General features: G+C 68.3%; 20 protein-coding genes. 9 read left to right on the top strand and 11 right to left on the bottom strand.

The window, feature by feature from the left end; translation table 11 throughout:
• Positions 1-400 precede the first annotated feature (400 nt).
• Entirely contained in the window at positions 401-1,993 is a 1,593-nt protein-coding gene (locus KM176_RS00375; protein WP_160891591.1) for a chemotaxis protein CheW, read from the bottom strand.
• A complete protein-coding gene (locus KM176_RS00370) occupies positions 1,986-4,739 on the bottom strand; it encodes a methyl-accepting chemotaxis protein (RefSeq protein ID WP_160891589.1) in 2,754 nt (917 codons plus the stop codon). Before KM176_RS00370 ends, KM176_RS00375 begins: the two co-directional genes overlap by 8 nt.
• A gap of 187 nt (positions 4,740-4,926) precedes the next feature.
• On the opposite strand from KM176_RS00370, the gene KM176_RS00365 reads away from it, so the two are divergent.
• Entirely contained in the window at positions 4,927-5,748 is an 822-nt protein-coding gene (locus KM176_RS00365; RefSeq protein ID WP_160891587.1) for a sulfite exporter TauE/SafE family protein, read from the top strand.
• 1 nt (position 5,749) lies between these two features.
• On the opposite strand, the gene KM176_RS00360 is transcribed toward KM176_RS00365, so the two are convergent.
• The 4 genes from KM176_RS00360 to KM176_RS00345 form a co-directional block, all read right to left on the bottom strand.
• The gene (locus KM176_RS00360) at positions 5,750-5,995 is read right to left on the bottom strand and encodes a DUF1289 domain-containing protein (RefSeq protein ID WP_160891585.1); all 246 of its coding nucleotides are present in this window, start codon (positions 5,993-5,995) and stop codon (positions 5,750-5,752) included.
• Positions 5,995-6,468, bottom strand: coding sequence for a Holliday junction resolvase RuvX (ruvX, locus tag KM176_RS00355; RefSeq protein ID WP_160891583.1), 474 nt, complete (start codon positions 6,466-6,468; stop codon positions 5,995-5,997). Before ruvX ends, KM176_RS00360 begins: the two co-directional genes overlap by 1 nt.
• Positions 6,469-6,481: 13 nt before the next feature.
• Positions 6,482-7,741, bottom strand: a complete 1,260-nt coding sequence (gene ccmI, locus KM176_RS00350; protein ID WP_160891581.1) for a c-type cytochrome biogenesis protein CcmI — start codon at positions 7,739-7,741, stop codon at positions 6,482-6,484.
• A gap of 227 nt (positions 7,742-7,968) precedes the next feature.
• Positions 7,969-8,409 carry a hypothetical protein gene (locus KM176_RS00345; protein WP_160891579.1) on the bottom strand — a complete coding sequence of 147 codons (441 nt, stop codon included), beginning with the start codon at positions 8,407-8,409 and terminating at the stop codon, positions 7,969-7,971.
• A 456-nt stretch (positions 8,410-8,865) separates the two neighbouring features.
• Between KM176_RS00345 and KM176_RS00340 the strand changes: the two genes are divergently transcribed.
• Both KM176_RS00340 and KM176_RS00335 read left to right on the top strand, forming a co-directional pair.
• Positions 8,866-9,018: a hypothetical protein gene (locus tag KM176_RS00340; protein ID WP_202397704.1), complete on the top strand. Its 153-nt coding sequence runs from the start codon at positions 8,866-8,868 to the stop codon at positions 9,016-9,018.
• A 226-nt stretch (positions 9,019-9,244) separates the two neighbouring features.
• Positions 9,245-9,847: a superoxide dismutase gene (locus KM176_RS00335; protein ID WP_160891577.1), complete on the top strand. Its 603-nt coding sequence runs from the start codon at positions 9,245-9,247 to the stop codon at positions 9,845-9,847.
• Positions 9,848-10,342: 495 nt separating this feature from the next.
• Here KM176_RS00335 and KM176_RS00330 read toward each other — a convergent pair whose 3' ends face one another.
• On the bottom strand, positions 10,343-10,894 hold the full coding sequence (locus KM176_RS00330; RefSeq protein WP_160891575.1) for an LOG family protein: 552 nt from the start codon (positions 10,892-10,894) through the stop codon (positions 10,343-10,345).
• Positions 10,895-10,991: 97 nt separating this feature from the next.
• On the opposite strand from KM176_RS00330, the gene KM176_RS00325 reads away from it, so the two are divergent.
• Positions 10,992-12,164: a LysM peptidoglycan-binding domain-containing protein gene (locus KM176_RS00325; RefSeq protein ID WP_311136123.1), complete on the top strand. Its 1,173-nt coding sequence runs from the start codon at positions 10,992-10,994 to the stop codon at positions 12,162-12,164.
• Here the strand turns inward: KM176_RS00325 and KM176_RS00320 are convergent.
• Positions 12,155-12,496, bottom strand: a complete 342-nt coding sequence (locus tag KM176_RS00320) for an ArsR/SmtB family transcription factor (protein ID WP_160891571.1) — start codon at positions 12,494-12,496, stop codon at positions 12,155-12,157. The two genes, KM176_RS00325 and KM176_RS00320, sit on opposite strands and share 10 nt — an antisense overlap.
• A gap of 139 nt (positions 12,497-12,635) precedes the next feature.
• Here KM176_RS00320 and KM176_RS00315 point away from each other — a divergent pair, with 139 nt between their 5' ends.
• From KM176_RS00315 to der, 5 genes are all read left to right on the top strand, one after another.
• The gene (locus tag KM176_RS00315; RefSeq protein ID WP_375372115.1) at positions 12,636-14,423 is read left to right on the top strand and encodes an ABCB family ABC transporter ATP-binding protein/permease; all 1,788 of its coding nucleotides are present in this window, start codon (positions 12,636-12,638) and stop codon (positions 14,421-14,423) included.
• Positions 14,424-14,464: 41 nt separating this feature from the next.
• On the top strand, positions 14,465-14,869 hold the full coding sequence (locus KM176_RS00310; protein WP_160891567.1) for a VOC family protein: 405 nt from the start codon (positions 14,465-14,467) through the stop codon (positions 14,867-14,869).
• 184 nt (positions 14,870-15,053) lie between these two features.
• A complete protein-coding gene (locus KM176_RS00305; protein WP_160891565.1) occupies positions 15,054-15,710 on the top strand; it encodes a hypothetical protein in 657 nt (218 codons plus the stop codon).
• A 107-nt stretch (positions 15,711-15,817) separates the two neighbouring features.
• Complete coding sequence (locus KM176_RS00300) at positions 15,818-17,209, top strand: PQQ-like beta-propeller repeat protein (protein ID WP_236045118.1); 1,392 nt, start codon at positions 15,818-15,820, stop codon at positions 17,207-17,209.
• A gap of 96 nt (positions 17,210-17,305) precedes the next feature.
• Positions 17,306-18,850 (top strand): ribosome biogenesis GTPase Der, encoded by a 1,545-nt coding sequence (gene der / locus KM176_RS00295; RefSeq protein WP_160891563.1) that lies wholly within the window; start codon positions 17,306-17,308, stop codon positions 18,848-18,850.
• Between the two features lie 114 nt (positions 18,851-18,964).
• Here the strand turns inward: der and KM176_RS00290 are convergent, their stop codons facing one another.
• From KM176_RS00290 to htpX, 3 genes are all read right to left on the bottom strand, one after another.
• Complete coding sequence (locus KM176_RS00290) at positions 18,965-19,672, bottom strand: tryptophan-rich sensory protein (protein WP_160891561.1); 708 nt, start codon at positions 19,670-19,672, stop codon at positions 18,965-18,967.
• An 85-nt stretch (positions 19,673-19,757) separates the two neighbouring features.
• Positions 19,758-21,050: a serine--tRNA ligase gene (serS, locus tag KM176_RS00285; RefSeq protein WP_160891559.1), complete on the bottom strand. Its 1,293-nt coding sequence runs from the start codon at positions 21,048-21,050 to the stop codon at positions 19,758-19,760.
• Positions 21,051-21,128: 78 nt separating this feature from the next.
• Positions 21,129-22,115, bottom strand: coding sequence for a zinc metalloprotease HtpX (gene htpX, locus KM176_RS00280; RefSeq protein ID WP_160891557.1), 987 nt, complete (start codon positions 22,113-22,115; stop codon positions 21,129-21,131).
• Between the last annotated feature and the right edge of the window lie 67 nt (positions 22,116-22,182).

The raw sequence follows: 22,182 nt of genomic DNA, 5'->3' as shown, positions 1-22,182 counted from the left end.
GCCCAAGCCCAAGCCCAAGCCCAAGCCCAAGCCCAAGCCCAAGCCCAAGCCCAAGCCCAAGCCCAAGCCCAAGCCCAAGCCCAAGCCCAAGCCCAAGCCCAAGCCCAAGCCCAAGCCCAAGCCCAAGCCCAGGCTTCAGCCCAAGCCCAGGCTTCAGCCGAGGCCAGGGCCTGATCAAACCCGGGGCGCCGCTCCACTGTGCCAGCGTTTCCCCCAGGCGCTGGCCAGGCCCGGGGTGGTGAACAAATCCTTGGCCTCGGACGCCGGAAGACCTTTGCACGCGGTGCCTCGTGCCGGATCCGGCGGTGCATCCCGCCCGCTTCCGCCGGGCCTGCCGCTGCGGCCCTTCGCCGGTCTCCTGATCCTGGCACCGGGCGGAGGATCCGACCGCGCCGCGGCTTCAGAACAGGTCCAGCGTGCCGGCGGCGGTCAGCGCCAGCGCATCGGGCGTCAGCATCTGCCACAGCGGCGCATCGGGATCCAGCGGTCGGCGCAGGATCGCCCCGGCCGCGCCCGAGATCACGTCCAGCGTCTCGATGGCGCAGATTTCCTCCACCAGCAGGCCGACGGGTTCGCCCTGGTGATGCACCAGCACCAGCGCGGCCTTCGGCGCCTTGCCGGTGGCGGCGTGGCCGAAATGCGCGGCCAGGGAAAAGATCGGCAGCAGGGTGCGGTCCCGCGCGGCGATGGCGCCCAGGAACAGCTCTGCGCCCAGGTCCCGCTGCAGATGCTCCGGCACCGACAGGATCTCTGTCACCTGTTCCAGTGCGAAGGCACAGCGAATCCCCGACTGGACCAGCAGCGCGGCCTGGCGTGGAAAGCGCGCCGGGGGCTTGCCATCCTTGCGCGGCTGCCGGTCCTTGGCCGCCCGGCCGTCCTTGCGATGGGCGATGCGCGACAGCTCCGCCAGGGTCGGATCGGCCAGCAAAGCCTCGGCGTTCAGAACGTAAAGGGTCTCTCCGTCCTCGGCGACGCAGGCGCCCGAGATCATGTCGGGCCGGCTGCACAGCATGGAGGGCATCCGTCCGATGGCCTGCCGGCGCAGGCTGCGGATATCGCGGACCTTCTCGGCCCTGAGCGCGAGCGAGCCCTTCTCGGGATAGGGCAGCACCACCGAAGAGGCCCGGGGCGGATGCATCCCGCCGTTCACCGGGCTCATGCCGAGGAAGGGCAGCAGGTCCAGCAGCGCCCGCTGGGTGCCCTGGTGGGTGACGCCGCCGTCGCAGGGCCCCGACGCCAGGACCGAGGCATCGACCTCGGCCTCGGGCAGGGTGGTTTCGATCACGTTGAGGGGCAGGCAGAAGGCGATTCCGCCGGTTTCGAACAGCAGGTAATGGTCTGCCGCATCGCGAACCGGACGCTGGGCCCGCTGGCCCCGCGACAGCGGCACGCCCAGCTGCGGCAGCACGGTGGTGTCCAGCACGCCGATGGCATGGCCGCCGATCAGCACGACGCGCGGCAGCAGCCGGTCGCAAAGATCCTGGTCATCGGTGGTGATCGCCTGTTCGGTCACCTCGCGCAGCGGCACGATCTGTCGGGCGGTGCGGGCGATGATGCCATAGACCTCCTCGGCCTTGCCGACGATGACCACGACACCGGGCGCGGCATCGGGATGAAGTGGCGGCTGTCCGATCAGCGGCGCCAGGTCGATCACCGGGATCACCTGGCCGCGCAGCGCCACGCAGCCGATCACCCCGGGCCGGGTCGAGCGCAGCGGCTGCAGGCGGTCCGGGGCCACCATGACTTCGCGCAGGTCGCGCACGGCAATGGCGATGGTCATTTCTCCCAGGTCGATCAGCGCCAGAGGAGAGCTCAGCGCTTCCTCGGGGGGCGGGGCCCCGGGCGCGGTGGGGGCCTGTTGCGCCGCGACAGGGTGTTGTGCCGGGGCCGGTTCCCGGGGCGCCGTTTCCACCGGAGCTTCCTCCCCGGTGGCATCCTCCGCGGCAGGCTCCGTTTCCGGGTCCGGTCGCGCCGGGTCGGGCGCCTCAGTCATTCTGGGTCACCTGCGCCAGGGTCGAGATCAGCCCGACCACGTCGCGGGAGACCTCCTTCTGCTTGTCGACGGAGGTCGAGATCGCCTCCACCGCGCCGCCGGTCTGGAGGACGCATTCGACGATCCGCTCGAAGGCCGCGCGGGCGCTGTTGGAGCGCGTCTTGCCCATGTCGACCTGGGCCGCGCTTTCGGCGACCAGCCGGGTGATTTCCAGCGCCGCATTGGAGCTGCGCTCGGCCAGCTTGCGGACCTCGTCGGCGACGACCGAGAAGCCGACGCCGAATTCGCCCGCCCGCGCCGCTTCGATGGCGGCGTTGAAGGCCAGCAGGTTGGTCTGGTTGGCGATGTCGCTGATCACCCGGGCCATTTCGGTCACCGACCCGGAGGTCTTGGCGATCATGCCGATCACCTCGATGGCGCCGTTGAGTTCATCGAAGCCGCCCGAGGCCGCATCCTTGGTGTTGCGCGACACGTCGATGGTCGAGGTCGTCGCCTGGTCGATCCGGCTGATCGAGACCTGCAGCAGGTCCACCATCTCGCGCATGGCGCGGGCCTTCTCGCGGATCAGGTTCTCCATCGCGACCTGGTTGGTGATGTCATGGGCATATTTGATCACGCCGACGGGGCGGCCGTGCATGTCCATCAGCGGTGCGTAGGTGGCCTGGATCCAGAAATCCCGGTCGAACTTGGCCAGCCGGTGGAAGCGGCCGGCCTGTTCCTGGCCCTTGCGCAGCGCGATCCAGAAATCGCGGTAGGCCTGGGACTTGATGTGATCGGCGGTACAGAACATCGAGTGATGCTGGCCCTGCAGCTCGCGCATGGAATAGCCCGAAACGCGCAGGAAATTCTCGTTCGCGGCAAGGATATTGCCCTCAAGGTCGAATTCGATCACCGCCTGGGAACGGTCTATGGCGTTGAATTTCGATTCGAACTCGGCGTTGTGGCGGCGCTGTGCGGTGATGTCGGTGGCGAACTTGATCACCTTCACCGGCTTGCCGTCGAGGTCGAAGATCGGGTTGTAGCTGGCCTGGATGAAGACTTCTTCGCCCTTCTGGGTCAGCCGGGCATATTCGCCGGTCTCGAACTCTCCGCGGCCCAGCTTTTCCCAGAAGCTGCGATAGGCCTCCGAGTCGACATAGTCCGCCGCGCAGAAGATCCGGTGATGCTGGCCGATGATCTGATCGGCGCGGTAGCCCATGAGGGACAGGAAGTTCTCGTTCGCGGACAGGATGTTGCCCGACATGTCGAATTCCACCACCGCCTGGGCGCGGCTGATCGCATGCACCGTGCCCTCGAATTCGAGGTTGCGGTTGCTCTGCTCGGTGATGTCGCGGCTCAGCTCGATGATGCGCTTGATGCGCCCGTCCAGGTCGCGGATCGGCGTGAAGGTGGAAAAGACGAAGAAATCCCGGCCTCGGGCGCCGAAGCGGCGGAAGCCGTCCTGCTGGGTCTCCCCGGTGGCGAGCGCCGCCCAGAAACGCTGGCTCTCGCGGGTCTCGACCCCCTCGCGATTCCACAGCATGGCGGCATGGCGGCCCTTGATCTGGTCCTCCGGGTAGCCGGCCAGGTCCAGGTAGCTGTCGTTCATCGACAGGATGGTGCCGTCGGGGGAATATTCCGCCACCAGGAGCGCGTTGTTCACCGCCTCCATGCGGCCGCGGATCTCGTTGGCGGCATTGCGTTCGAAGGTGACGTCCAGCGCCGCCTTGACGATCTTGCGGATCCGCCCGTCGGGGCCACGCACCGGGGTGTAGCTGGCGCGCAGCCAGACCCCGTCGCCGGTCTTGGTGCGGCGCTGGAACTCGCCCGCCTCGACCTCGCCCGAGCACAGCCGGCTCCAGAAATCGCGATACGCCGGGGAGCCGGCGTAATCGGGATCGCAGAACTGCGCATGGGACAGTCGCAGCGCCTCTTCCCGGCTGTAGCCCATCAGGGTCAGGAAGGCCTTGTTGGAGTCGAGGTAGCGCCCGTCGAGGTCGAATTCCACCATTGCCAGCGCCTGGCCCACGGCGGCCAGGCGACCATCGGTTTCGGCCTTCTCAAGCTTGGCCGCAGTGATGTCCATGGCGAATTTCACCACCCGGGCGACCTTGCCGTCGGGCCCGAAGATCGGGTTGTAATTGGCCCGGATCCACACCGGCTGGCCATCCTTGCGCAGCCGCTCGAACTCGCCGTCCTGCAGCTTTCCGGCGGCCAGGTCCTTCCACAGCTGCCGGTAGGCCGGGGATTTCACGTAATCGGTGCGGCACAGCACGCTGTGCGGCTTACCGATCAGCTCCTCGGCGTCGTAGCCCATCAGCTCAAGCAGGATCGGGTTGGCCGACAGGATGGTGCCGGAGGTGTCGAACTCGATCACCGCCTGGCTGCGCTCTACCGCGTCGATTTTCGAGGTCGTCTCGGTGTCGAAGGGCACCAGCCGCCCGTCGATCAGCACAGCACCGCCGCCATCGGGGGCGGCGCTGGCCATGCCGAAGAAGGTCGCGGTGGCCCGCGCCGCGCTCAGGTGGACATGAAATTCCACCGGCTCGCCGCTCTGGGCTGCACGGCCCAGGCACTCGGCAACGAACTCGGCCTCCCGGAAGAGGGAGGGGAAATGCTTGCCAACCGGAGAGGTGTTGGCGCCGCCGGTCAACCGAGAGGCGCTGCGGTTGGCGGTTTCGACCTCATGCGCGGCGGTGCTGACCCGTAACAGGATGCTCGCCCGGAGCAGGTTCTTCTTTGCGGCCTCGATGTCGCGCTCGTCCATGTCTGCCCCCATCTGTCCGGCGGCCTCCCTGCAAACAGTCCTCGCCCCACGCATAGCGCCGGGAGGCTTAACAGGCGGTGTCTCTATATTTCCAATTGCCCCGATCCCCTGGCGGGCGGCGGGTCTTGCATCCCCGGGCGGAAGCTGTTTCTGCTCCGCTCGAACAGGATCAAACCGGGGGATGACCATGGATTTCGGGACTTTGGCGGGGCTTCTGGCGCTGCTGGTGGCCATCGGCGCGCTGGCCGGCGTGCTGGCGGGCCTGCTGGGCGTGGGGGGCGGCATCGTTCTGGTGCCGGCGTTCTTCTATACCTTCCAGGGGCTGGGCTACGGCGGGCCCGAGATGATGCAGGTCTGCCTCGGAACCTCTCTGGCGACGATCATCGTCACCTCGATGCGTTCCATCGCCTCGCACAACAAGAAGGGCGCGGTGGACTGGACCATCCTGAAGACCTGGGCGCCGGGCATCGCCATCGGCGCACTGATCGGCGTCTTCGTGGCCTCGGGGCTGAAAACCAAGGAGCTTCAGGTGCTGTTCGGCTGCCTCGGCATCCTGATCGGTCTCTACATGGCCTTCGGCAAGCAGGGCTGGCAGATCCGCGACGACATGCCGACCGGCTGGCGCCGCGCCGTGCTGTCGCCGGTCGTGGGCTTCCTGTCGGTGCTGATGGGCATCGGCGGCGGCAGCTTCGGGGTGCCGATCATGACGCTGTGCGGCCGTCCGATCCACCGCGCGGTGGCGACGGCGGCAGGCTTTGGCCTGCTGATCGCGCTGCCCTCGTCGCTGGCGTTCCTGTTAGTGCACATCGCCGACGGATCGCGGCCGCCCTACACGGTTGGCGCGGTGAACATTCCCGCCTTCCTGGTGGTGATCTGCATGACGACGCTGACCGCGCCGCTGGGTGCGAAGCTGGCCCATGCCACCGATCCGAAGAAGCTGAAGAAGATCTTCGCCTTCTTCCTGATGCTGGTGGCGCTGAACATGCTGCGCAAGGCGCTGCTGGGCTGATCTAGCCGCGCGACAGACGCCCCCGCCGCCCGCCGCGGCGGGTGGCCTTCAGCGGTCCGCGCGACGGCAGCTCTGCCATGATCGCGCGCCGCTCCTCCTCGGACATCCGCGACCAGCCGGCGATCTCGTCGAGCGAGCGCAGGCAGCCGGTGCAGAGCCGGGCCTCGGGGTGGATGACGCAGACGTTCACGCAAGGCGAGGAGACCTTCTCGCGCTGCCAGACCTCGCGGCCACGGTCCTTGCCCATCACGCCCCCTTCAGAACCCGCAGCCGGTCCAGCGCGCCCTGCAGGATGTAGCCTGCCGCGACATGGTCGATCACCTCGGCGCGACGCCGGCGCGAAGTATCGGCCTCCAGCAGCGCGCGCTCCGCGGCCACCGTCGACAGCCGTTCGTCCCAGTAGGTGATCGGCAGATCGGTCAGCGGCAGCAGGTTGCGCGCAAAGGCCCGGGTCTTCTGGCAGCGCGGCCCCTCGGTGCCGTCCATGTTGCGCGGCAGGCCAAGGACGATGCCGCCGATCTGGCGCGCCGCCAGGATCTTCAGCAGCGCCTCGGCATCCAGGGTAAACTTCTTGCGCTTGATCGTCTCCAGCGGCGTCGCGATGCTCAGGAACGTGTCCGAGACCGCGACCCCGATGGTTTTGTCGCCGAAATCCAGCCCCGCGAGGGCACGATAGCCGGGCAGGGCGGCGGCGAATTCGGCGACGTCTTCGAAGATCAAGCGGCAGCTCCGGTCACTGGGCGGGGGTCTGGCTAACGCCCGCAGTTTGCGCTGCCTGGTTCAATAGCACCAGCGAGTCGTCCTGACCAGCGAAGGCCTGAAGCGCCTGGTCATAGGCCTTCTGCGCCCGCTCCTTCTGCCCCAGCACCCCCAGAGAGGTGATCAGCCGCACCCATTCCCCGACCGAGCCGCCATCGCTGGTCAGCCGCTCTTCCAGGCCGCTGACCATGCCCTGGATGCGCGCGGTGCGCTCTTCGGGCGACAGTTTCTGCATGTCCGCGATATCATCCGCCGAGGGGTTCGGCGCGGTGTCGTCCTGGGTCTTGAGCGGCGGCAGCTGGTAGCGGTTCTCGCCGGCCATCTCGGCCAGCTGGGGCAGCCGGGCGCGGATCGAGGGCACCCAGGGCGCACTGTCGGGCGAGCGGCGCAGCAGCCCGTCCCAGAGCTTGAAGGCAATGTCGGGGCGACCGGTCTGGGCCATCAGCAGGCCGGTGTAATAGGTGGCGGTGCCGTTCGAGGGATCCCGCTTCAGCGCGTCCTGCAGCGCGCCCGAGGCCTCGTTGGAGATCAGCCCGCCGGCCGAGAGGATCAGCATGTCGGCATATTCCGCGTAGTCCTGGCCGCTGGCCTTGTCGCCTTCCAGCCGGATCACCTGGGCCTGGGCCTGGTGGGCGGCGGCGAAATGGCCCAGGGCGGCCTCGTTGCGGGCCAGCAGGCGCTGGCCGCGCAGGTCGTCGGGATGCTCCTTCACCGCCTCGCGCAGCTTGGTCATCAGCGCGAGGTAATCCGCCGAGACATCGGGCTCCGGGGTCTGGATCGTGTCGCCGCCGCGCTTTTCGGCCTCGGCCTGGGTCGGCAGGGCGGCCAGCGCGGTCTTGGCCGCGGCGATGCGCGACGAGCGCGGCATGTCCGGATAGCCCGGCACGCCGACCACCACGTAGATCCCCACGGCGACCAGGATCACCACGATGCCCCCGCCGATCGCCCAGCCCCTGCCGGGGCCGCGGATGACCTGGGCGGTGCCGGCCTTGCGCAGCGCGCCATCGGCCGCCAGCAGCCGGCGCGAGATCTCGGTGCGCACGCGCTCGGCCTCGGAGGCGGGCAGGGCGCCCCGGCTCAGGTCGCGCTCCACCTCGGCCAGCTGGGCGCGGTAGACCTCGATCTCCTGGGCTTCGGCGGGCTGGGCGGGAACCTCGCGCCGCGACAGCGCGGCCCGGGCCAGGATCGCGGCGACGGCAAGCGCCAGGGCAAGTGTGACGAGCCAGAAGATCATCGGGCAGAACCTCTTTACGGGGATGCCGCGTGCGGAGCGCGGCCCGGGCCGGTCTACCCCGTGGCGGCACAGGGAAAAAGAGGGATTTCCCCGTGGTCATGCCCAGCCAGCCCCCGGAGCGGATCAAACCGGAGTGAGCGGGGCCGGGCCAGCCGTCTTTGCAGAAATGCAAGGCCCGCCGGGCCGAGACCGGCGGGGGAGTGCGCGACCGTCCCGATCGCGCGGGGTTACTGCGCGGCGAGGGGCGGTTCGTCTTCCAGCGGGGCAGGGCGCAGCCGGGCCGCGTCGATCTCGCGCAGGGCGCGCTGGCGCCGGTTGATCGGGGCGCGGTGCTGCCGTCCCAGGGCCTCGACCATGCGTTCGGGGTCGCAGCCGGGGGGCAGCGGGGCAATGGCGGTGGTCAGGTAGCCTTCGCGCAGGGCCTGGGCGAACTCGGGGCGCTGCGGCAGCTGCTTGCGCAGGTTGCCCGGCACATGGCCGAAGGCCAGCGGGCGGGGCGTTTCGCCGGGGCGCGCGCCCATCAGAACGAAAAGCCCGGCCTCCTCGGGCAGCTGTTCGGGGCCGTCGATGACCCGGAAGCGCAGGGCGCGGCGCCGAGGCAGGGGCTGGCCCGGCCGGGGCACGGGCTGGGGGCCGGATTCAAGCGGAAATTCGATGAAATCGGTCATGATCGTCATTCTCCTTCTCGGTCGCGGCCTTGGGGTCTCTGAGCGGCAAGGCGCAGCTCAGGACCCGCGGGGGCGGCAGACAGGCATGATGTCCACATCGAAAAAGGTAGCACAGAATATTGTGGGGTCGTTAACGCAACCACGCGAGGGGCTGTGGTTGGGACCTGAAGTTAGCCCTCTGCGCCCATTTCCATGGCAGAACGCGGTAAAAACGGGCCGGGTTCCGGCCCGGCTGCTGCAAGTTTACGCAACGGCAGCTTTGCCGCCCCCGGTTTTTCCGGCTGCCCGGAAACTGGGCGGCTTTGCGGGTGCCCTGAGTCGTTTTAGGGCATCCCGCGAAGATCCGCGGGCCGGCTGGCGCAACGGGGGCCCGGGGCGCACGCACAAGGTGCCGCGGAACCGGGCGGCACAATCCGGAGTTATGACAGCACTGCCTGGAAGAAGAAAGGAGCCGACATGGCCGAGAAATCCGGAAACTCTGCACTGGCCTTTGTCCTCGGCGCGGTTGTCGTCGTGGTCGCGGGTCTGGCCTGGTACGTTTTCTCCGGGGGCGAAATGCCCGGGGCGGACAAGCCCGAGATCCAGATCGACCTGCCGGACGGCTCCTGACTTCGACCTGTCCCTTACCTGTCCAACTGGGTCGGGCGCCGCGTGCGTCCGGCCTTTTTTCGTCGCCCGTCCGGGGCGGGGCGGGTGGGACCGGCGAAGGGCGGCATGGGGCATTTCGGAAAGCCGCGATGTGCAGCGCGACACAGGCTAACCCCTTGACCTTCGGCTGCGCGGGATACCATCTAGGCCCGGAAGAATTTCTGAACTCCGAGAAAGGAGGCCACCAATGGCTTTTGAACTTCCCGATCTCCCCTACGCACACGACGCGCTGGCATCGCTTGGCATGTCCAAGGAGACCCTGGAATATCACCACGACATTCACCACAAGGCCTATGTCGACAACGGCAACAAGGCGATTGCCGGCACCGAATGGGAAGGCAAGTCGGTCGAAGAGATCATCAAGGGCACCTATGACGCCTCTGCCGTCGCCCAGAACGGGATCTTCAACAACGCCTCGCAGTTCTGGAACCACAACCAGTTCTGGGAAATGATGGCGCCGGGCGAAGACAAGAAGATGCCGGGCGAGCTGGAAAAGGCCCTGGTCGAGTCCTTCGGTTCGGTCGATGAGTTCAAGTCGCAGTTCGCCGCCGCCGGCGCGGCGCAGTTCGGTTCGGGCTGGGCCTGGCTGGTCAAGGACACCGATGGCGCGCTGAAGGTCACCAAGACCGAGAACGGCGTCAACCCGCTGTGCTTCGGCCAGACCGCGCTGCTGGGCGTCGACGTGTGGGAACACTCCTACTACATCGACTTCCGCAACAAGCGTCCCGCCTACCTGTCGAACTTCCTCGACAAGCTGGTGAGCTGGGAAAACGTCGCTTCGCGCATGTGATCCCCGCCGTAAGGCAGCCGCAAGGCAAGGGCCCCCTCGGGGGCCGCAGCGCGCTCTGGTCCGTCCGGGGCGCGTTTTGCGTTCCGAAAGGGCGAGTCGCCCCCGTTTGCCCCGGCAGGGCCCGTCGGAATGCGCAAATTTCAGCCGATTTTCATTTTTTCAGGAACCGTGTCTTTACGGCCACGTTGATTTCGCGTGCACTCCGGGAAGGAAGCATGTCCGGTCCGCGCCGGGCGTCCGCGCAAGACCCTGGTGGCGAAGTTGTTGCGAAGCCGCCGCCCTGGTCCGGGACGCATCGAACGGACGGCATGATCCGGCCGCCAGGGTGGCGACCCGGACCCCGTGCGACCCGTGCCCGCTGACACCGGGGGCGGAAACGGCAAAGGCAGACAGGGCCAGGGCCCGGTCCTGCCCATCGCCGGGGACGGCACAGAGGGCCTGATGCGACGGGGCGCAGACTGCGCGCGTCCCGCCTGCTGGCCGAGTTGTTGCGCCTCAGGTCAGCGCGGCGCCGAGGAAGACTGCGGCTTCCTCGGCGCTGTCGACCAGGCGGAAGAACCCCTTCGCGCTCTCGTCGGCAAAGCCTTCGGTCACGATATTGTCGAACATCGCCGCAAGCGGTGCCCAGTAGCCTTCGGTGTTGATCAGGACGATGGGCTTGTCGTGCAGGCCCAGCTGGCGCCAGGTCAGCACCTCGAAGAACTCGTCCAGGGTGCCGGCGCCGCCGGGAAGCACGACGATGGCGTCCGAGTTCATGAACATCACCTTCTTGCGCTCGTGCATCGTCTGGGTGACGACGAAATGCGACAGGTCGCGCTTGCCCAGCTCGTGTTTCATCAGGTGCGTGGGGATGACGCCGAAGGTCTCGGCACCGGCGGCCTGGGCGGCGCGGGCGACCTCTCCCATCAGGCCGACATCGCCGGCCCCGTAGACCAGGCGCCAGCCGTTCTGTGCCAGCAGGGCGCCGAACTGCCGGGCGGTCTCGGCATAGGCGGGGCGGGCCCCGGGACGTGAGCCGCAATAGACACAGATCGACAGATTCTTCATGGGGGCGCTCCTATTCCAGTCCCGCGTTTTGACCCGTGTGTATCATCTTGGTAAGACAGCTCAACGGATCGTGAACGGACCTCGAGGGGATGCGCAGGTGCCGCTAGGACAGGGGACGATAGGCGGTGGCCTGGCTGCCGCGGCAGTGGCCGTTGCGGCGGGGGTGACGGTGCTGCTCTGGCAGGGCGGCGTCGTGCCGCCCGTGAAGCTGCCGCTCGCGCCGCCCGGTGCCGCGCCGATCCCTGCGGCCCGGCCCGATCCCCAGCCTCAAGCCCAGCAGGCCCAACCAGAGCCGCAGGCCGATGCGTCAGCGCAGGCCGTCTTGCCTGCGCCGCCGCGCTTCGATGTCATCCGGGTGGAGCCCGACGGTCGGGCGCTGATTGCCGGCCAGGCGGCGCCGGGCTGGCGGCTGTCGGTGCTGCTGAACGGCTCCCAGCTGGCCGCGCCCGAGACCGGGCCCGATGGCCGCTTTGCCGCCTTCCTCGATCTGGGGCCCAGTGCCGAGGCCCGGGTGCTGAGCCTGCAGATGACCGATCCTGCCACCGGGGAGGCGCTGAGCGCGCAGGGGGATGTCATCGTGGCCCCGGTTGCCGCCCCCGAGCCCGCTCCGGAAACGCCTGCCCCGGAAACGCCCGCCGAAACCGTGGCGGAGGCATCGGAGGAGGGGGCTCCGGTTGCCGCGCCCGAAACGCGCTCCGCGCCCGCCCAGGAGGCCCCCGCCGGGAGCGCCCCCACCGTCCTGCTGAGCGATGCCGACGGCGTGCGCCTGTTGCAAGGCCAGGCGCCCAAGCTGCAGGACAGCATCGCGCTGGACGCGATCAGCTATGATGATGCCGGGTCGGTCTCTCTCTCGGGGCGGGGGCGTCCCGGCGCCTTTGCCCGCATTTACCTCGATGGCCGGCCCGCCGGTGCCGTTCAGGTGGACCCGAAGGGCGACTGGCGCAGCGATCTGCCGGAGGTGGCCGCCGGCGTCTATACCCTGCGCATCGACGAGGTGGATGCCGCCGGGGACGTGCTGAGCCGCGTCGAGACGCCGTTCCAGCGCGAGGCGCCTCAGGTCGCCGCCACCGCCATGGCCGAGGCCCCTGCCACCCAGGTCACCGTGCAGAAGGGCAATTCGCTCTGGGCCATCGCCCGGGACCGTTATGGCGAGGGAACTCTTTACGTGCAGGTGTTCCGGGCCAACCGGGACCTGATCCGCAATCCGGACCTGATCTACCCCGGCCAGATCTTCACCCTGCCGCAGGTCGATCCCGCGCCTCAGCCCTGATCACCGGGCAGGGCGGCGGGGTGCTGGCAGCAGGCGCGCACCGTCTCGTCCCGGGCGCAGCAGTCGTCCATCAGATAGCCGATCATGCCGCCCATGGTGGCGCGGTCCGCCGCGTAGAAGATCTGCCGCCCCCGCCGCATCGCCCGCACCAGCCCCGCCGTTTCCAGCGCCGAGAGGTGGAAGGACAGCCTTGAGGCCGGGGCGGCCACTTGATCGCCGATGGCGCGCGCCGGCAGGCCCTCGGGGCCTTCGGCGATCAGCAGGCGCAGGATGTCCAGCCGGGTCTCATGCGCCAGGGCCGACAGGCAGGTCAGGGCGGCGGTCTTGTCCATGGGGTCCTCGATTGTTCAAGTCCAGTTGAACAATGGCAGGGATAGTCTATAACCCGCCCCCAGACAAGGTTCCGCCAGCCCGCAGCCCGCCCAGGAGTCCGCCATGAGTCCCAGACATTCCATCGTCACCACCACCGAGATGCCGAAGAACGCCGGCAAGATCGTCACCCGTGTGCTGCCCTATCTGTGGCCGAAGGACCATGCCTGGGTGCGCCACCGGGTGCTCTGGGCGCTGGCGGTGCTGGTGGTGGCCAAGCTGGTCGCTGTGGGCACGCCCTTCCTTTACAAGGCGGGCGTCGATGCGCTGTCGGGCGAGGGCAAAAGCGCGGCCTGGATGCTGGCGATGGGGGCGGTGGGGCTGACCGTGGCCTACGGGCTGGCCCGGCTGATGTCGGTGGGCTTCCAGCAGCTGCGCGACGTGATCTTCGCGCGGGTGGCGCAGCGGGCGCTGCGGGCCCTGGCGCTCGAGACCTTCGTGCATATCCACCGCCTGTCGATGCGCTATCACCTGACGCGCAAGACCGGGGGGCTTTCCCGGGTGATCGAGCGCGGCGTGAAGGGGGTGGAGTTCCTGCTGCGCTTCCTGCTGTTCTCCATCGGGCCGCTGATCCTTGAGCTGGCGATGATCGCCGTGGTGCTGTGGTGGGTCTTCGGCTTTGCCTATGTGCTGGTGGTGGCGGCGGTGATCGCGCTTTACACCTACTTCACCTTCAAGGTCACCGAATGGCGGGTGAAGCTGCGCAAGCAGATGAACGACCAGGACCAGGATGCCAACCAGAAGGCCATCGACAGCCTGCTGAACTTTGAAACCGTGAAGTATTTCGGTGCCGAGGCGCGCGAGGCGCGGCGCTATGATCACGCCATGGCGGGCTATCAGGAAGCGGCGGTGAAGACCGCCTATTCGCTGGCCTTCCTGAACTTCGGCCAGGGTTTCGTGATCACCGCCGGTCTGGTGGCGGTCATGGTCATGGCCGCGATCGGGGTGCAGAACGGCACGCTGACGGTGGGGGATTTCGTGCTGGTCAACAGCTACATGATCCAGATCACCGTGCCGCTGAACATGCTGGGCACCGTCTACCGGGAGATCCGCCAGAGCCTTGTCGACATGGGCGAGATGTTCCAGTTGCTCGACCAGCCGGCTGAGGTGAAGGACGCCCCCGGCGCCCCCCGGCTGAAGGTGCAGGGCGCGGCGGTCGAATTCGAAGACGTGCGGTTCTCCTACGATCCGGAGCGCGAGATCCTGAAGGGCGTCACGGTGCGCGTGGCCCCGGGCGAAAAGGTGGCGCTGGTGGGCTCTTCGGGGTCGGGCAAGTCGACCATCGGGCGGCTGCTGTTCCGCTTCTACGATGTGAAGGGCGGCGCGATCCGCATCGACGGGCAGGACCTGCGCGAGGTCACCCAGGACAGCCTGCACGACAATATCGGCGTGGTGCCGCAGGACACGGTGCTGTTCAACGATACCATCGGCTACAACATCGCCTATGGTCGCGATGATGCCACCGAGGCAGAGGTGATCGCCGCCGCGAAGGCCGCCCAGATCCACGATTTCGTCATGTCCCTGCCGCAGGGCTACGACACGCCCGTGGGCGAACGCGGCCTGAAGCTTTCGGGCGGGGAAAAGCAGCGCGTCGGCATTGCCCGCACCCTGCTGAAGAACCCGCCGATCCTGCTGCTGGACGAGGCGACCTCGGCGCTGGATACCGATACCGAGCAGGAGATCCAGGCGGCGCTGAACCGCGCGGGCGAGGGGCGTACCGTGCTGGTGATCGCGCATCGCCTGTCCACCATTGCCGATGCCGACCGCATCGTCGTGCTGGAAAAGGGCAGCGTGGTCGAAGAGGGCACCCACACCGATCTGCTGGCGCGCGGCGGGCGCTATGCCTCGCTCTGGCAGAAGCAGTCGGCCGAGGCGCAGGAGGCGGCCTGAGCCGTCTTGCCGTAGCGGGCCCCGGGTGCTAGCCCGGGCCCATGCCCCATCGTGTTGCGCTCTTCTCTCTTCTCGTGCCCGACTATGACGCGGCGCTGTCCTTCTTTCTGGCCATCGGCTTTGAATGCCGCGAGGATACCGACCTCGGCGATGGCAAGCGCTGGGTGCGCATCGCCCCGCCCCATGCCGAGACCGAGATCCTGCTGGCCCGCGCCAGGGGCGAACGCCAGGAGGCCGCCATCGGCGAGCAGGGCGGCGGCCGGGTCTGGCTGTTCCTGGAAACCCTCGATTTCGAGGCCGACCGCGCGCGCATGATCGCCGCCGGGGCGCGCTTTGAAGGCGATGTGCGCGATGAACCCTATGGCCGCGTCGCCGTCTGGTGCGATCCCTGGGGCAATCGCTGGGACCTGATCCAGTTCGCCAATCCCGACCGCAGCGGCACCTGAACACCCATGCCAGGGCCCATGCGGGCTTGGCCTGACGCAAGGTCGCCCCGGTGTCCGTCGCCACGCCTGTGCGGGCTCTCGGGCGGATCACGCCTCGGCGAGGGGGGGCTTGCCGCCTTGCCCGCCCTTGGCAGGCCCGAGGCCCTGCGCTAAGGAAGGGCCGAACGTCCCAAGGGGGTATGCCGTGAGCGACAGCGACAGTTTCATCGACGAGGTCACCGACGAGGTCCGCCGAGACCGGCTTTTTGCGCTGCTCAAGCGCTTTGGCTGGATCGCCATCCTGCTGGTCATCCTCATCGTGGGGGGCGCTGCCTGGTACGAGATCCGCGGCAACCGCACCAGCGCCTCGACGCAGGCCTTCGGCGATGCCATCCTGGCGGCGCTGGACGAAAAGGACAGTGACGCGCGCATCAAGGCGCTCGAGGCGGTGCCGACGTCCAATGCCGACCAGAAGGCCCTGATCCAGATGCTGGCGGGCTCCGAGGCGGGCAAGGCGGACGACGCCGCAGAGGGCAGCAAGCTGCTGTCCGAAGTGGCCGGTGACGGCGCCGATCCGATCTACGGACAGATCGCGGAATTCAAGAAACTCCTGATGGCCACGGACATGTCGGCAGAGGATCGCCGCAATGCGTTCAGCCAGCTTGCGGCCCCCGGCTCTGCGCTCTACCTGCTTGCACAGGAACAGATTGCGCTGACCTACGTGGACGAAGGAAATCCCCAGAAGGCGATCGAAACGCTGAAGGGGATCACCGACGATGCCAACGTCACCGCGGGCTTGCGTCAACGCGCAAGTCAGTTGATTGTGGCGCTCGGCGGCTCGACCGGCGACAAGGACAGCTGATCCGGACCCCGGGGGACGGCGCCTGACGGCCCGCCCTTCCGGCAGCAGGGCCTCTCGGTGCCGCGTGATGCGGCGCCGCGTAACAGAAGACAGGGCAAGGGCAGGCAATGGCGAAGGCGGAAACGGCACCGGAGATCCGGGGCGCGAACGGCACGCGGATGAAGATGGTTTCCCGCCGTGCGACCGTGGGGCTGACCCTGCTGGCGGGCCTGGCGCTGAGCGCCTGTTCGACCCCCGAGACTTACCTGACCGGCAAGCGTCTGCCGCCCCGCGCGGTGATGAGCGACCAGGTGCCGGGTGACAATCCCACAGTGCCGGCGAACCAGGTCAAGGCGATTTCCCTGCCGAAGGCCGTGGCGAACGCCGACTGGACGCAGGGGGCGGGCACGCCCTCCACCCGCACCACCAACCCGGCGCTGTCGGGCAATCCGACGCTGGCCTGGAGCACTTCCATCGGCGCTGGGGAAACCCGCAAGACCCGCATCACCGGCACCCCCGTCGTGGCGGGCGGCGTCGTCTACACCATGGATGCGCTCGGCTCTGTCGCGGCGACCTCGACCTCGGGGGCCCATCTCTGGAGCGCCTCGGTGGTGCCCCCGGGCGAGAAGGCCTACCAGGGTTCGGGCGGGGCGCTGGCCTATGGCGACGGCAAGCTGTTCGTGGCCTCGGGCTTCGGCACGCTGAGCGCGATGGACCCGGCCACTGGCAAGGTGATCTGGGTGCAGAAGCTGCTGGCCTCGGCCACCGGCGCGCCCACCGTCTACGGCAAGCTGGTCTACGTCACCGCAGGCGAGGACGAGGCCTGGGCGATCTCTACCGATGATGGCCGTGTGCAGTGGACCGTTTCGGCCGTGCCCGACGTGAACAATTTCTCCGGCGCGCCTTCGCCGGCGGTCAATGACCAGTACGCGGTCTTCGGCTTCGGCTCGGGCCAGGTGGAAGGCGTCTTCCGCAAGGGCGGGATGCGGCAGTGGAACACGCCCGTCTCGGGGCGCCGCCTGGGCTATGCGCGCTCCAACATGACCGATATCACCGGCGCGCCGGTGATCGTGGGCAACACCGTTTACGCCGGCAACCAGGCCGGGCGCATGGTGGCGATCAACCTTGCCGACGGCACCCGCCTGTGGACCGCCGACGAGGGCCCGATGAACCCGGTCTGGGTGGCGGGTGGCGCGGTCTTCCTGACCTCGGACGACAATGAGCTGGTGCGGCTTGATGCCGCCACCGGCAAGCGGGTCTGGGGCGTGCAGCTGCCGTTCTACCAGCCCAAGCGCAAACCCAAGAAGATCGACTCCATCTATGCCCAGTTCGGCCCCGTCCTGGCCGGCGGTCGCCTGGCCGTGGCCTCCAGCGACGGCAAGCTGCGCTTCTTCGATCCCACCTCCGGGACCCTGGTGCAGGAGCTTGATCTGCCCGGCGGCGCTGCCAGCGCCCCGGTGGTGGCGGGCGGCACGCTCTACGTGCTCTCGAAGGACGGCAAGCTGCTGGCCTACCGCTGAGGCGAAACTTGATCGCGATCTGACCCACGGCCCCCCTTTCCGGGGCCGTGGGTTTCGTGTATCGGGGGCGTTCGAAACCGCAGCCGGAGTTGCCCGATGTCCTTCACCCTTGCCATTGTCGGTCGTCCCAACGTCGGCAAGTCGACCCTGTTCAACCGGCTGGTCGGCAAGAAGCTGGCGCTGGTCGATGACCAGCCGGGCGTGACCCGCGACCTGCGCGAGGGCGAGGCCCGCCTGGGCGACATCCGCTTTACCGTCATCGACACCGCCGGTCTGGAAGAGGCCACCGACGAAAGCCTTCAGGGGCGGATGCGCAAGCTGACCGAGCGCGCCGTGGACATGGCCGATGTCTGCCTGTTCATGATCGACGCCCGCGCCGGGGTCACCGCCACGGACGAGGTCTTTGCCGAGATCCTGAGGAAACGCGCCGCCCGCGTGCTGCTGGCCGCCAACAAGAGCGAAGGGTCGGCTGCCGATGCCGGTGTGCTGGAAGCCTACGGCCTGGGCCTGGGCGAGCCGCTGCGCATCTCGGCCGAGCATGGCGAGGGCATGAGCGAGTTGTTCAGCGCGCTGATGCCGATCTCGGATGAATTCGAGGAAAAGGCCGCCGAGGCCGAGACCCTGGCCCCGATCATGGACCTGGAACTGCCCGAGGAAGACGGTGGCGAGGAAGAGGCCGAGGCGGCCTGGCGCCCCTCGGCGGAACGTCCGCTGCAGGTTGCCGTGGTGGGCCGTCCGAATGCCGGGAAATCGACGCTGATCAACAAGATCCTCGGCGAGGACCGGCTGCTGACCGGCCCCGAGGCCGGGATCACCCGCGACTCGATCTCGCTTCGGGTGGACTGGGACGGCACGCCGGTGAAGATCTTCGATACCGCCGGGATGCGCAAGAAGGCCAAGGTGCAGGACAAGGTCGAGAAGCTCTCGGTCTCCGACGGTCTGCGCGCGGTCAAGTTCGCCGAAGTCGTGGTGGTGCTGCTGGATGCCGCCATTCCCTTCGAGCAGCAGGATCTGCGGATCGCCGACCTGGCCGAGCGCGAGGGCCGCGCCGTGGTCGTCGCGGTCAACAAGTGGGACATCGAGGACGAGAAGCAGGAAAAGCTGAAGGCCCTGAAAGAGGCCTTCGAGCGTCTGCTGCCGCAGCTGCGCGGCGCGCCGCTGGTCACCGTTTCGGCGAAGACGGGGCGCGGCCTTGACCGGCTGCACGACGCGATCCTGAAGGCCCACGAGGTCTGGAACCGCCGTATCGGCACCGGCCAGCTGAACCGCTGGCTGGGGGCGATGCTGGAACAGCACCCGCCGCCCGCGCCGCAGGGCCGCCGCATCCGCCTGCGCTACATGACCCAGGCCAAGACCCGGCCGCCGCAATTCGTGGTTATGTGCAGCCATCCCGACAAGCTGCCCGACAGCTATTCGCGCTACCTGGTGAACGGGCTGCGTGGCGATTTCGACATGCCCGGCACGCCGATCCGGCTGTTCATGCGCGGGCAGGGCGACAAGAACCCCTACCAGGGCAAGAAGAAATCCACCCCCTCGCGGCTGAGGAAGCACATGGGCAAGGCGCCTGCGGATGCCAAGCCGGTGAAACGGGGCAGCCGGCCTTCGGGCGGGCGTCCGCTGGGGCGCAAGCCGGTGAAATGAGGAACGGGGGGCTTTCGGGCCCCCCGTTTTCGTTTCTGGCCGGTGTGGGAGGGGGGCGCTGCCCCCCGGGCCTGCGGCCCTCCCCCCGGCATATTTTCGGAAAGATGAATGGTGTCAGCGGCGCAGGCTGCGCAGGGCCAGCGGCGCAAGGATGATCAGGATCACGGCGGCGAGGGCCGCGAAAAGCAGGCGATCCGCCATCAGGTTGCCGACGATGATGCCCAGAAGACCCCAGGCGAGGCCCGCAAGATAGAAGGGGCGGGGACCGGGCGACAGGCGCACCGTGGCCGTGGCGAGCCAGGCGGCGAGGATCAGGAAGGCGCCCTGCACCGCCTGTTCGGGGCTGGCGCCGTAGCCGGTGGCGACGATGGCGGTCGCCACGCAGGAGGCCGCCGTCAGCCAGCCGGTGTAAAGGCCGAGCGGCGCCTCCAGCCAGAGCCGGTCCCGGGCGGGGACGCGGTAAAGCGCGGCCTGCGCCGTGCCCAGCATCATCCAGATCAGCACCGTCGCCCAGACCGGCGAGAGGTTGGCGACCGGGATCCAGGCGGCGCCGATCGCCAGCGTCAGGATTACCCAGGGGCGGGAAGCGTCCCAGGCGGGGTCGGCCTTGCGTTTCAGGAGACCGAAGAGCGCCATCACGATCAGCCAGGCATAGATCACCGTCCAGATCAACGCGAAGGTCAGGCCCGGGGGCTGGATCGGCGGGCTGACCTGCGGCACCGGGAACTGGTCGGCGGTGAAGCCGGGGAAACCGGGGCTGAGCACCGGGGAAAGCGCGAAGGCGAGTGTGGCGAGCAGCACGAGCACGGCCCTGAGTGTCATGGAAACCTCCTGTATCTTGCCGGGACTACGCAAAAGGCCCCGGCGTGGGTCACACCGGGGCCTCTGAAAACAACCTGTCGTGGCGTCAGACCAGCTGGCCGTCGGCGCCGAGCGTCAGCTTGCCGCGCAGGTAGGGAGAGAGCACCTCGGGCAGCTTGACCGAGCCGTCTTCCTGCTGGCCGTTTTCCAGCACGGCGATCAGGCAGCGCCCGACCGCAAGGCCCGACCCGTTCAGCGTGTGCACGAACTCGGGCTTGCCGCCGCCGGCGGGCTTGAAGCGGGCATTCATCCGGCGGGCCTGGAAATCGCCGCAGACCGAGACCGAGGAGATCTCGCGGTAGGTGTTCTGACCGGGCAGCCAGACCTCGATGTCATGGGTGCGGCGTGCGCCAAAGCCCATGTCGCCGGTGCACAGCGCCACGGTGCGATAGGCGAGGCCGAGGCGTTCCAGGATGCCCTGGGCGCATTCGGTCATCCGGTCCAGTTCCGCGCGCGAGGCATCGGGATGGGTGATCGAGACCATTTCGACCTTCTCGAACTGGTGCTGGCGCAGCATGCCGGCGGTGTCGCGGCCCGCGCTGCCGGCCTCGGAGCGGAAGCACTGGGTATGGGCGACCATGCGTTTCGGCAGGGCGGCTTCGTCCAGCGTGTCGCCGTTCACCGTGTTGGTCAGCGTCACCTCGGCGGTGGGCACCAGCCACCAGCCCTCGCGGGTCTGGTAGCTGTCCTCGCCGAATTTCGGCAGCTGGCCAGTGCCGTACATCATCTCTTCCAGCACCAGGACCGGGGTCCAGGTTTCGGTCAGGCCGTTGTCGTCCACATGGGTGTCCAGCATGAACTGTGCCAGCGCCCGGTGGATGCGGGCCACGGCGCCCTGCAGCACGACGAAGCGCGCGCCCGAAAGCTTGGCCGCGGTCTCGAAGTCCATGCCCGGAAGGACGCCGGGGATCTGGTAATGTTCCTTCGGCGCGAAGCTCAGTTCCGGCGGGGTGCCCCAGCGGCGGATCTCGACATTGTCGTTTTCATCCTTGCCGTCGGGCACGTCGTCGAAAGGCAGGTTGGGAATGCCCATCAGCAGATCGGTCAGCTGGGTGTCCAGCTCCTTGGCTTCGGCCTGCATGGCGGCGACGGCGGATTTCTTTTCCGCGACCAGCGCGCGCAGGCGCTCGAACTCGGCCTCGTCGCCCTTGGCCTTGGCGGCGCCCACCAGCTTGGAGGCGGCGTTCTGTTCGGCCTGGGCGGTCTCGGCTTCGCGGATCTTGGTGCGGCGCGCCTCGTCGAGGGCCAGAACCTGCGACGACATGGCCGAGGCTCCGCGGCGGGACAGGGCGGCGTCGAAGGCGGCCGGGTTGTCGCGGATGGTACGGATGTCATGCATGTCGGGCACTCCAGATTACGATTCGTGCCCGACTTATGCCGGATTTGACAGGCAAGCGTAACCGGCCTTGGTGTCGCCTCAGTTCCAGGGGGTGCGGCGGTCGCGGCGGCCGGTTTTCGGAATGTCCGCAAGGCCGCGCTTGCCGCTGCGCGGGATCGAGCTGGGCGCGTAGCTTTCCGGTGCGGTGGCTTGCGTATCGGGGCGGGCGGGAGCCCGGGCGGGGCGCGCGCCCATCTCCTGGGCCATCTGCACCAGGGCGGCGACGCGGTTCTCGGTCGCGGGGTGGGTGGCAAAGAGGTTGTCGCGCCCGCCGCCGAGCAGCGGATTGATGATGAACATGTGGGCGGTGGCGGGGTTGCGCTCGGCGGCGACGTTGTCGATATGCGCCGCGCCCTCCTGGATGCGCTCCAGCGCCGAGGCGAGCCACAGCGGGTTGCCGCAGATTTCCGCCCCCGCCCGGTCGGCGGCATATTCCCGCGTGCGCGAGATCGCCATCTGCACCAGCGCCGCCGCCATCGGGGCGAGGATCATCATCGCGAGGCTGCCCAGCAGCCCCATGCGTTCGCGCGAGCCGCCGAAGAACAGCCCGAAGTTCGCCAGCATGGAGATCGCGCCTGCGAAGGTCGCGGTGACGGTCATGATCAGCGTGTCGCGGTTGCGGATATGGGCCAGCTCATGGGCCATGACGCCGGCCAGTTCCTCGCGGCTGAGGCGGCGCACGATGCCGGCGGTCATGGCCACGGCGGCATGATCCGGAGAGCGCCCGGTGGCGAAGGCATTGGGCTGCTCGGTGTCGATCAGGTAGACCCGGGGCGTCGGCAGGCCGGCATTGCGCGCCAGCTCGGCGACCAGCCGGTGCAGACCCTGGGGATCGTTTTCCGGCACCGGTCGGGCGTTGTGCATCCGCAGCACCATGTCGCCCGAGTTCCACCAGGTGAACAGGTTCATGGCGCCGGCGACCACCAGCGCGATCAGCATGCCGGCCTGGCCGCCCAGCAGGTAGCCCAGCCCCATGAAGAGAGCGGTCATCGCCGCCATCAGCATGGCGGTCTTGAGGTAACCCATCGTTTCGTCCTCCGGATCGGCCCCGGGGAGGGGCATTTGCCCTCGATATAGGAGAGGCGGGGCGTGG

The sequence above is a fragment of the Pseudooceanicola endophyticus genome (assembly GCF_018760365.1).
Lineage (GTDB): Bacteria > Pseudomonadota > Alphaproteobacteria > Rhodobacterales > Rhodobacteraceae > Pseudooceanicola > Pseudooceanicola endophyticus.
Note: the sequence above shows the minus strand (reverse complement) of the source record. Positions and strands in the feature narration are given on the sequence as shown.